This window comes from Thioclava indica, from assembly GCF_000714545.1.
Lineage (GTDB): Bacteria > Pseudomonadota > Alphaproteobacteria > Rhodobacterales > Rhodobacteraceae > Thioclava > Thioclava indica.
In genome coordinates this window covers 1-11,267 of record NZ_AUNB01000057.1, presented here as the reverse complement: position 1 = coordinate 11,267, position 11,267 = coordinate 1, and the positions used below count along the sequence as shown (strand labels likewise).

At 57.1% G+C, this 11,267-nt stretch carries 10 protein-coding genes; all 10 read left to right on the top strand.

Annotated elements, in window-relative coordinates:
• Positions 1-729, top strand: a 729-nt coding sequence (locus DT23_RS19755; protein ID WP_205618253.1) for an IS110 family RNA-guided transposase, incomplete at its 5' end; no start/stop codon positions are given.
• 559 nt (positions 730-1,288) lie between these two features.
• Positions 1,289-2,275 carry an ABC transporter ATP-binding protein gene (locus DT23_RS14855; RefSeq protein WP_038132469.1) on the top strand — a complete coding sequence of 329 codons (987 nt, stop codon included), beginning with the start codon at positions 1,289-1,291 and terminating at the stop codon, positions 2,273-2,275.
• Positions 2,272-3,348, top strand: coding sequence for an ABC transporter ATP-binding protein (locus tag DT23_RS14850; RefSeq protein ID WP_038132467.1), 1,077 nt, complete (start codon positions 2,272-2,274; stop codon positions 3,346-3,348). Before DT23_RS14855 ends, DT23_RS14850 begins: the two co-directional genes overlap by 4 nt.
• Positions 3,349-3,398: 50 nt before the next feature.
• On the top strand, positions 3,399-4,901 hold the full coding sequence (locus DT23_RS14845; RefSeq protein ID WP_051697337.1) for an ABC transporter substrate-binding protein: 1,503 nt from the start codon (positions 3,399-3,401) through the stop codon (positions 4,899-4,901).
• 57 nt (positions 4,902-4,958) lie between these two features.
• On the top strand, positions 4,959-5,903 hold the full coding sequence (locus DT23_RS14840; protein ID WP_038132473.1) for an ABC transporter permease: 945 nt from the start codon (positions 4,959-4,961) through the stop codon (positions 5,901-5,903).
• Positions 5,903-6,781, top strand: a complete 879-nt coding sequence (locus DT23_RS14835; protein WP_205618252.1) for an ABC transporter permease — start codon at positions 5,903-5,905, stop codon at positions 6,779-6,781. Before DT23_RS14840 ends, DT23_RS14835 begins: the two co-directional genes overlap by 1 nt.
• Positions 6,782-6,806: 25 nt before the next feature.
• A complete protein-coding gene (locus tag DT23_RS14830; RefSeq protein ID WP_038132466.1) occupies positions 6,807-8,597 on the top strand; it encodes a gamma-glutamyltransferase family protein in 1,791 nt (596 codons plus the stop codon).
• Positions 8,598-8,600: 3 nt separating this feature from the next.
• Positions 8,601-9,353 carry a DUF1028 domain-containing protein gene (locus DT23_RS14825; protein WP_038132464.1) on the top strand — a complete coding sequence of 251 codons (753 nt, stop codon included), beginning with the start codon at positions 8,601-8,603 and terminating at the stop codon, positions 9,351-9,353.
• A gap of 3 nt (positions 9,354-9,356) precedes the next feature.
• Positions 9,357-10,187 (top strand): sulfite exporter TauE/SafE family protein, encoded by an 831-nt coding sequence (locus tag DT23_RS14820; RefSeq protein ID WP_038132463.1) that lies wholly within the window; start codon positions 9,357-9,359, stop codon positions 10,185-10,187.
• 2 nt (positions 10,188-10,189) lie between these two features.
• On the top strand, positions 10,190-10,879 hold the full coding sequence (locus DT23_RS14815) for a FadR/GntR family transcriptional regulator (protein ID WP_051697336.1): 690 nt from the start codon (positions 10,190-10,192) through the stop codon (positions 10,877-10,879).
• The last annotated feature ends 388 nt before the right edge of the window (positions 10,880-11,267 follow it).

The following is an 11,267-nucleotide window of genomic DNA, read 5'->3' as shown; positions in this document are numbered from 1 at the left end:
CTCCAAGTATCGCCACACCCGAACAGCCGCATTTCGCCGTTGGATCGATTGTGCCGCTGCACTGACGTCTTGATCGAACCCTCACAGGCAAAGCTGCGGGCACAGGGACTTAACCTGACAATACCGGCCGCAGCATTGACCAAAGAAATGGCCCGATATGCCAAAGAAGACGAGGCTTGCCAGAGGCTTATGACAATCCCCGGCGTTGGACCGGTGAGCGCTGTAACTTATGTTGCCACAATCGATGACCCGCAAAGGTTTGCAAAGTCGAGATCGGTTGGAGCCTATCTTGGACTGACATCACGACGCTATCAATCTGGTGATATGGATTTTGGTGGCCGAATATCGAAACGCGGCGACGCCATGCTGCGCTCGACACTTTATGAGGCCGCGAGCAGTTTGCTGAATCGCGTGAAGCCGGGCAAAGGGGCGGGATTGCAAGCCTGGGCCAGAGCCCTCAAAGCCCGAACCAGCCATAAGAAAGCGGTTGTTGCATTGGCGCGAAAACTCGCAGTCTTGATGCACGCCATTTGGACGAACGGTTCAACATTCCAACCGAAGGAGGCGTATCTCAGGCGCGCTGTTAAAGCCCAAACGCAAATCGGGGAATGGGTGCGTCTCCTGCTGGAACGCAAACCATCACGGTTGGTCAGTGTGGCGCTGGCCAACAAGACCGCGCGGATCGCATGGGCCATTCTCGCAAAAGGAGAAACTTACCGCTCAGCGTAGAACTAGCGCGGCTAAGCCATAGCCGCACATCAGGATGCAAGAGCAATCTAAGTGATGATGATCAATGCAACCGCAACCGGAACACCCCGTGGAGTTGTCAGCGTATCCCAGCCCGTTAACGTGATAGGGATCCGGTTCGCGAACTTCATCAAGGCCAGCGGGTATATGCGCCGCGCAAACAGGCCGGACAAATGAGCGCTAGCTAAATGATCTCAGGCACCAAGAAAACTCTTGCAAAATCGGGGCTGTCCACAAATGACAACACCTTGCAAACTTCTGCGTGGCGGTGAGGCCGTTTGTGCTGAATTGTTTCTCGCGGATCATGTGGGCTGTTTCATGCCTGCGATAGTGGCGACCGCCGAATGAGACGCGCAAACTCCTGCACCTGTCACTGACGCCATAGGGTAAGTTTGCCTAATAATTTTGCCTAATAGAAGGGGATGCACGCCCAGAACCCAATTTATGCCACAAAACCCTTGAAGTGTGGCATGCGTTACCTAAGCTGAACCAATGTAAGATTGGTCCAGTTGATTCGCTCTACTTGAAAGTCGCGGTTGCTATGGAAAGTAAAGACAGCCCTATGCTGAAGTTGTGCGACATGTCGTTGAAGATTGGCTCGCAGAATGCAGATCTGATGTCTGGTGTCAGCCTTAGCGTAGATCGGGGTGAAACGCTGTGCATCGTCGGCGAGTCCGGTTGTGGCAAAAGCCTGACCGCGCTGACTATTATGGGACTGCTGCCGCCAGCTTTGCTCCGCGGAGTGCGGGGTACGATGAAGTTTGACGGGCAAAGCTATGCCCTTGATGACCCTACGGCGCTGGCTGATATCAGGGGCCGCAAAATTGGCATGATCTTTCAGGAACCCATGAGTTCGCTGAACCCTGCCTTCCAGATTGGCGATCAGGTCGCCGAGGCATGGCGCTGCCATAACCCTGGCGATGGCAGGGACGAGGCCCTAGAAATGCTGCGTAAGGTGGGCATTCCGGCGCCAGAACTGCGGATGAATGATTATCCCCATCAGCTTTCGGGGGGGATGCGCCAGCGTGTGATGATAGCAATGGCGCTGATCAACAACCCTGATCTTCTGATTGCGGATGAGCCGACAACGGCCCTTGATGTGACGATACAGGCCCAGATTCTGGATCTGATAAGTGACCTGCAAAAAAGCGGTGACATGGCGACGATCATGATCACGCATGATCTGGGCGTGGTGGCCGAACTCGCGACCAAAGTTGCGGTGATGTATGCGGGCAAAGTCGTAGAGGCGGGCAGTGCCGAAGAGATTTTCAGCGATCCGCAGCACCCCTATACCATTGGTTTGATGTTATCCCTGCCCAGCCTGCGGGGGCCGAAATCGCGGCTGTCCACCGTGGCGGGGATGGTGCCAACAATTGAAACGATGCCGCACGGTTGCAGGTTTTCTACGCGTTGCCCCTTTGCTCAAAGTCGTTGTGCCGAGGTGCCGCCGCTGCAAAGCGTGTGTGCCGACCACCAGGTCGCTTGCCATTTTGCCCCCTTGGATCAAAGCCTGAAAGGTGTCGCATGACTGTGATTGTCGAGGCGCAGGACCTTGGAAAACATTATCCGGTTGGCGGCAACCTGTTGCAAAAGGGAACGTCACTGAAGGCTGTGGATGGCGTAAACCTGAAGGTGCATGCTGGCGAAACCTTTGCCATCGTAGGCGAGTCCGGTTGTGGAAAATCTACGCTGGCGCGGTTGCTAATGCGGCTCATGCTGCCAACCTCGGGGGAGGTGATCTTCGAGGGGCGCGCCATTGCCAAGTTGAAAGGCGCAGAGGTTCGGGCCTTGCGCAAAGATTTGCAATTCATCTTTCAAGACCCGTTTTCGTCCCTTAATCCCCGTATGACTGTGGCGCAATTGATTGCCGAGCCTTTGGAAATCCATCGCCCTAACCTGACCGCAGGAGAGCGGCGGAAAGAGGTGGGGAGACTGTTGGCAGAAGTGGGCCTGCGCCCTAGTCATATGGACCGGTATCCTCATGAATTCAGCGGCGGACAGCGCCAACGCATCGGGATCGCCCGTGCGCTGGCTTCGGACCCCAAAGTCGTGATCGCGGATGAACCGGTTTCCGCGCTGGATGTGTCGGTGCAGGCGCAGGTCGTCAATCTGATGGGGGATCTGTGCGATCAACGAGGCCTGACCTTGATCGTGATTGCGCATGATCTGGCCGTGATCCGCCATATGAGTGATCGGATCGCCGTGATGTATTTAGGGCGTGTAGTAGAAACTGGCCCTACGGATGAGGTGTTTGCAAACCCCCGCCATCCTTATACACGCGCCCTGATGTCGGCGATCCCTGTCGCCGAATTTGGCGCAACCCAAAGTCGGCAGCACCTGAGCGGCGAACCTCCCAGCCCGCTCGCGCCGCCTTCTGGTTGTAGCTTTCGCACACGCTGCCCGTTTGCGACAGAGATCTGCGCCCAAATGCAGCCTGTCAATGAAACTGTCGCCCCCGGGACCGAGGTAGCCTGCCATCACTGGCGAGATGTGTCCTCTGTCTCATTGACGATTGCAGCGTCTGCAACGGGGCGTTCGCCGGGTGCCGAGGCGCGTTTTGCGATGTACCGAACCGCCTTGGCAAATCAGGACTCACCTTAATTCACTCCCGAACAGTAACTGCAAACCCAGACAAACGGAGACAGCCGAAGATGAAATTCCGCAATACCCTGCTTATGTCCGCGTTGCTTTGCACGGTCGCTATGGCCGCGCAGTCCCAGACGCTCAAGATCGGCTTGGAAAGCGACCCCGATGCGCTTGATCCCGACAGGAGCCGTACCTTTGTTGGGCGGATCGTCTTTACCTCGCTGTGCGACAAACTTATTGACGTGACGCCGGATTTGAAGCTGGTGCCACAACTGGCAACCAGCTGGTCCGTTTCCGAGGATGGGCTGACAGTTTCGATGACCCTGCGCGAGGGTGTCAAATTCCATGACGGATCGCCCTTTGACGCCGCGGCGGTCAAAGCCAATATCGAGCGTTCAAAGACACTAGAAGACAGCGTTCGCAAATCAGAGCTTTCCTCGGTGGAAAGTGTTGAGATTGTGAGCCCAACCGAGATCAAGCTGCATTTGAGTGTGCCCGATGCACCACTGCTGGCGCAGCTTGCCGACCGGTCCGGCATGATGCTTGCACCATCTGCTTTTGGCGGTGACTTTTCGGCAAATCCCGTTTGCTCCGGCCCTTTCAAGTTCAAGAGCCGCGTATCGCAAGACAAGATCGAGCTAGTGAAATTCGCAGACTACTGGAACGCGGATGCGATCAAATTGGATGGCGTGACCTTCCTGCCTATTCCGGACAGTACCGTGCGGCTTGCCAACCTGCAATCGGGTGATCTGGACGTGATCAACCGGCTCGGGGCTACGGACGTGCCTGCGGTCAAAAGCAATGATGCCCTTGCTTTTGCCTCTGCTACGGGACTTGGCTATCAGGGGATCACATTCAATACCGGGAATGGTGTCAAAGCGGACTCCCCGTTTGGTAAGGACGCGCGTCTGCGCAAGGCGCTGTCCCTTGCCATTGATCGCGAGGCGATCAATCAGGTCGTGTTCTCGGGTTTGAACTCAGTTGCAAGCCAGTTCGTGCCCCCGGCCAGCCCCTATTTCGACCCGGCCTATCCTGTGCATGCGCGTGACATCGAGCAAGCTAAAGCACTTGTGGCAGAAGCAGGGTTTCCAAATGGCGTCGATCTGGAACTCCAGGTCCCGAACCGGCCAGAAAACCAGCAAGTAGTGCAGATGATTCAGGCGATGGCTGCTGAAGCCGGGATCAATATCAAGATCAACGCAAAAGAGTTTGCAACGATGCTGGCCGATCAGGCATCGGGGGATTTCGAGGCAAGCCAGGTGGGGTGGTCCGGACGGATTGACCCCGATGGCAACCTATTTGGCTTCGTGACCACGGATGCAGGATTTAACGACGGGAAGTATTCCAACCCGCAGATAGACGCCTTGCTGCAAGAGGCCCGCACCACCAGCGATGAAGCCAAGCGCAAAGAGGCCTATTTCAAGGCCGATGACATCCTGATGGCTGATCTGCCGCTGTTTTACTTGTACCACGAAAGCTGGCTCTATGGCCTGTCGAACAAGGTCACAGGTTTCGCAGCAAGCCCAGACGGTATGATCCGCCTCGAAGGGGTGAGCAAGGCTGACTAATCTCTTTCCGGGGCGCTGCCGTTGGCGGCGTCCCGGCCTATGCAAAGCTGGATCCAAATGCTATCTCACATCCTCCGGCGGCTCCTTGTCGCGATACCTACACTGATCCTGATTTCGGTCTTTATCTTTGGCCTGCAAAAGCTTTTGCCGGGTGATCCCGTTCTAGCTCTGGCAGGAGAGGATCGTGATCCCGAAACGCTGAACCGGCTGCGTGACTTGTATGGCTTGAATGACCCGATTTGGGTCCAGTTCCTGAGCTGGGCCAAAGGGGTTTTGCAGGGCGATCTGGGCACATCCATTCGGTCGGGTATCCCCGTGTCGCAGATGATCGCAACCAAACTGCCGGTAACACTTCAACTGGCAGCCATGTCGATGGTCTTTGCCATTTTTATCGGGATTCCTGCAGGCATCATCTCGGCGGTTCGCAAAGGCACCAAGCTGGACTACGCCGCCAATGTTGTTGCGCTGTCTGGGCTATCTATTCCGAATTTCTGGCTGGGGATCATGCTGATATTAATCGTATCGGTAAAGTTCCATCTGCTGCCTGCAAGCGGCTATGTGCCGCCCACTGAAGATTTCTGGCTGTCAATGAAGACAATGATAATGCCCGCTTTTGTTTTGGGAACGGGTCTTGCCGCGTCTCTGATGCGACATACACGGTCCTCGATGCTGACTGTGATGCGACAAGATTATGTGCGAACGGCGCGGGCCAAAGGGCTCCGCGAGCCGATTGTGATCTTGCGTCACGCATTTCGTAACGCGCTAACGCCGGTGGTCACGTTGATTGCGCTTTTGTTTGGTGAACTGATTGCGGGCGCGGTACTGACCGAGCAGGTCTTTACCATCCCCGGTTTCGGCAAGATGATCGTGGATGCTGTATTCAGCCGCGATTATGCAGTGGTGCAGGGCGTCGTTCTGGTTACAGCCATTGGCTTTATCATCATGAATTTACTAGCAGATCTGGCCTATGTTCTGCTGAACCCAAGATTGAGGGGGCGGTAGTGACAAACGCTGTGAAAGCAACCGAAGATGCAATCCTAGCCAAACGCCCAGAAAGCCGGGCCTGGCGTAAATTCCGCAGCCATAAGAGTGCGATTTTCGGGTCTGTCGTCGTTGGCACCTTTGCCGCCATTGCGATCGCCGCTCCGGTTTTGCCGATCCCGAGCCCTGCGGCAACTGATTGGGGCGCAGTCCGGCTGGCGCCCAGCCTTGCTCACCCACTTGGCACCGACGAGATTGGCCGTGATATCATGTCCCGGATGATCTGGGGCGCGCGGGCGTCGTTGATGGCTGGGGTTGTGTCGGTAGCCATTGCAATGGTGATCGGCGTGCCTTTGGGTATTCTGGCGGGCTATATGCGCGGTTGGGTCGATGCCATGATTTCCCGTTGCACCGAGGCGCTTCTGGCTATTCCCTTCCTGATCCTTGCCATTGCGCTTGCGGCCTTTCTTGGCCCATCGCTGACTAATGCCATGATCGCTATCGGCATCGCAGCGACTCCGTTATTCGTGCGTCTGGCGCGGGGACAGGCTATCAATATCGCCGCCGAGGACTATGTCGAAAGTGCCCATGCAATCGGGCTCTCGACGCCGAAAATCCTGCTGCGCTACATCTTTCCCAATGTGCTGCCGCCGGTGCTGGTCCAGTCAACACTGACAATCGCCAGCGCAATCATCGCAGAGGCATCGCTGTCTTTTCTGGGCCTTGGGCAACAACCGCCCGACCCGAGCTGGGGGGCAATGCTGAACACCGCCAAGAATTTTATGGCACAGGCTCCTTGGATGGCGCTGTGGCCCGGGGTGGCGATCTATCTAGTGGTGCTGGGATTCAACCTGCTGGGAGACGGCTTGCGCGATGCGCTTGACCCTCGAGAAGAATAAACAAGTAGAATACCACGAGGAAAACATGACAAATTTCACAACCCGCCCCGATATTCGCGGTACATTCGGCGCTGTCACATCGACCCATTGGATCGCTTCGGCGGTCGGGATGTCTATGCTTGAAAAGGGCGGCAATGCCTTTGATGCTGCGGTTGCGACCGCCATCGTTTTGCAGGTGGTTGAACCCCATCTGAACGGCCCGGCGGGCGATTTACCTGCGATCATCTATGTCGCGGATACAGGTGCCACACGGGTTCTCTGCGCACAGGGCGTAGCCCCTGCAGCGGCGACAATTGCCCATTACCGCGATGAATTGGGGCTGACGCTGATCCCCGGCTCTGGGCTTCTGGCGACCGTTGTTCCGGGCGCGTTTGATGGATGGATGCTGATGTTGCGTGACCATGGCAGCATGGAGCTGGCCGATGTGATCGCCCCTGCCATTGCCTATGCGCGGGATGGGCATCCGGTTTTGCCGCGCGTCGCCAATACAATCGCCGGGCTTGCCGATTTTTTTCGCGCGGAATGGCCCGAAAGCTTTGCTACATGGTTGCCGGAAGGCGCGGCCCCCGAGGCTTGGGGGCTGTTCAGAAACCCCGCTCTTGCCGCTACCTATCAGCGTATCCTCGATGAGACGACAGGCGATACCCGAGAGGCGCGGATCGACGCGGCCCGCGCGATCTGGTCCAAAGGCTTTGTTGCAGAGGCGATTGCAGATCAGATGGCTTCGGCCTGCGTCATGGACGTGTCCGAAACCGCGCATTCCGGCGTTATGACGGCCGACGATTTGGCGAATTGGCACGCCACTTGGGAAGAACCCGTGTCAATCGAATATCATGGCTGGACGGTTTACAAGACCGACACATGGTCGCAAGGGCCGGTTTTGTTGCAGGCCCTGCAAATCCTCAAAGGGTTTGAGATTGGCGCCATGGACCCCAACGGGGTTGAGTTTGTGCATCTCGTAACCGAGGCGATGAAGCTCGCCTATGCCGACCGCGAAGCATATTACGGCGATCCCGCGCATTTTGATATTCCGCTGCAAACTCTGCTGTCCGAAGAATACGCTGCCACCCGCCGCCCCTTGATTACTGACCGCGCCAGTCTGGACCAACGCCCTGGCCGGATCAAAGGACTGGAGTATTTGGCCGAGGCCGCAATTAGCCGCGCCGCGCGCGATTTCAAGGCGGCCCGCGGCGCATCGGCGGGTGAACCGACGATGGCGCACCTGACTGAAAAGCGGGGTGATACGGTGCATATTGATGTGATTGACCGTTGGGGCAACATGGTCAGCGCCACGCCTTCGGGGGGGTGGCTGCAATCCAACCCTGTGGTGCCGGGGCTTGGCTTTCCGCTAAATTCCCGCGCACAGATGTTCTGGCTTGATGAGGGCCTGCCAACTTCGCTGCAGCCAGGCGCGCGGCCTCGCACAACGTTGACGCCCTCGATGGCAGAAAAAGACGGCACGCGTATCGCCTTTGGCACACCCGGCGGCGACCAGCAGGACCAATGGCAATTGATCTGGTTCCTGCGGATGGTGCATTTCGGCCTTGGTATGCAAGAGGGCATCGACGCCCCACTTTTCCATACCGCCCATTTCCAAGCCAGCTTTTATCCCCGTGATGCCAAGCCCGGCGAATTGGTGGTAGAGCCGACCTTGGGCGAAAACACGATCGCAGGCCTGCGCGCCAAGGGCCATCTTGTCACGGTGGCAGAGCCATGGTCGGTCGGGCGCATGACCGCGGCGCGGCGCGAGGCGGACGGAATGCTGACGGCAGCAGCCACACCGCGCCTAATGCAGGCCTACGCGGTCGGGCGTTGAGCGATGACCTATTCCATCCTTGCAAAAGATCCCGAAACAGGCGCCATCGGGATTGCCGTTGCCAGCCGCTTTTTCGCTTGCGGGGCCTTAGTGCCCCATATCGGGCGCGGCGTGGCGGTGGCGACCCAAGCCTTTATCAACCCGATCTGGGGCACGGAAGGCCAGCGCCGTTTGCAATGCGACGAGCCGGCAGAGGCTATTCTAGCAGATTTTGTCCGGCGCGATGCAGGTCAGGCGCAGCGGCAAGCCCATATGATGGATTCAGCGGGCCATTCTGCCGCCTTCACCGGCGCGCAGTGTATTGATTGGGCCGGCCATACTATCGGCGAGGGCTTCTCGGTCGCGGGCAATATGCTGACTGGTCCCGAGGTTGTCGCTGAAACGGCGCGGGTCTGGTGCGCGCGCCGCGATCTGCCCTTTCCGGACCGCCTTTTGGCTGCCATGCAGGCGGGCGAAGAAGCAGGCGGTGACAAGCGCGGCAGGCAAGCCGCCGGTTTGCGCATCCATCGTGGTCAGGATTACCCCTGGTTGGACCTACGGGTTGATGATCATTCCGACCCTTTGTCAGAGCTTCGGCGTCTTTTGACCGTGGCCGAGGAGCGCTATTTGTTCCTGGCTGAAATCATGCCCACGGCAGAGCGCTTTTCCGGCGCACCTGACCGCAGCGATATTGACACAAAAATAGCCGCATCAGAGGCGCAGCGAGAGGCGCAAGGCCGCGTGACCGCCTCTTACGCGACAACTGGCAAGGTTTAAGCAATGGATGGGTTTACGACCGGGGCCATCTTGGAATTGATGGCAGTGGCGATCGGCGCAGGGGTACTCGGGGGTGTTCTCGCCGGATTGCTGGGCGTAGGGGGCGGGATTGTCATTGTTCCTGCGCTTTACTTTGCCCTGACGCTGGCGGGGATGGACCCGGATGTCACGATGAAAGTTGCCGTTGGCACCTCTTTGGCGACCATCATTTTCACCTCGATGGCTTCAAGCTGGGGCCATTACAAACGCGGGGCGATTGATTTCGCCCTGCTGCGGCTTTGGGCGCCCTCGATCCTTGTGGGGGTTGTACTTGGTAGCCTGTTGGGTGGCTATGTCTCGGGCAAAGTGCTGATTTCGGTCTTTGCGACAGTCGCTCTGATTGTCGCCGCCGATATGGTGTTTCGCCAAGGAAAGCCGGACACTCAACCCAAGGGATTTTCAAAGCCGGTATGGGCGGGGCTGGGCGCTCTGGCAGGGATGATAAGCGCGATGATGGGGATCGGCGGGGGGACAGTCTGCGTCCCGATGCTGAATTTCCTAGGGTATGACATTCGCCGCGCCGTTGGCACCTCCGCAGCGATCGGGTTTATCATCGGCCTGCCAGGGGCGCTGATTTATACCGCAACCGGATTGGGCGTTTCCGGACTGCCACCGTTTTCCTTTGGTTATGTCAACCTTTTGGCGGCAGCGGCCATCATTCCGCTAACCACGACATTTTCGCAAGTTGGCGTTCGTCTGGCGCACTCAATCCCGCGCCGGGCCTTGCGCTTGGCCTTCGGCGGTTTCCTGTTTATAACCTCGGCACGAATGTTCTTGGATCTGTTTTCTGGGTAAATATGCAGCGCAACAAGATCGGAGCACAAGAGGTTTTGCTAGCGGTGCAAAACCTCTTAGAAGGTGCTGCCGTCGTCAACAATGGTGGGCGACTGCCGCCAGAACGCGAGCTTGCACAATCCCTTGGGGTCTCGCGGCGGCAGTTGCGCTGCGCTCTTGACAGCCTAGAGGACCAAGGGGTTGTTTTTCGTCATCGCGGGCAAGGCACCTTTGCCGCCCCACCACCCTTGCCGGATGGCGGGCGCCACAGGTTTTTAGCATCCCGCATCTCGCCTGATCAGATTTTGGATGTCCGCCTTCAAATTGAACCACATATTGCGCAACTTGCCGCCAAGCGGATCACGCCAGAGGCTGCAAAGCAACTAGAAACCCTTATGAACAACTTTTGCGTGGCCGAGACGACCGAGGCGCTCGAGCTCGCAGATGAGATTTTCCATTACCGCATCACTGAGCTGGCTGGAAACCCGCTATATATGGAAATATATAGACTTATCAGAGAGTTGCGGCGCCGATCAGATTGGCGTGAACGGCGGAGCGAGCCTAATGATCCGAGCTTGCTTAAAGCTTCAGCCGCTCAACACAAGACAATCTATGAGGCTATTTCTTTGGGCGATGGCAAGGCAGCAAGCGCTGCGGTACGAGATCACCTAATTTTTATTTCCAACTCCATCACAGACAAAACGGAAATGTAGTAAGGAAAATTGGGATCTGGATAGTAGCGGTTAAAGCTCCCGCAGGAGTTTTATTGATGGCCTCAACACTCACCACAATGGCACATAGCGATGCTGTCGGGAGAGCCATCCACGCCATCAACAGAGCCCATCGGCTCAAGACCTGGGCTTCACCGTCAGAGCAATTCGTCCTAGTCGCAAATGGGCCGCAGGAAATCCAGAGGCCAAATTCGCTGACGATATTCGCACGGATGTTGCTGTGCATCTTCGAACCAAACCTATGTTTAGAATAACAGAAGATGTATTCCGCGTTTTTGCGCACGGCATACGACAAGCCGATCATCTCGATCCTGACGATGAGTAAGAAATGGATGACGAAGCGGGTGAAATCAGCTGATTAATCGGTGTT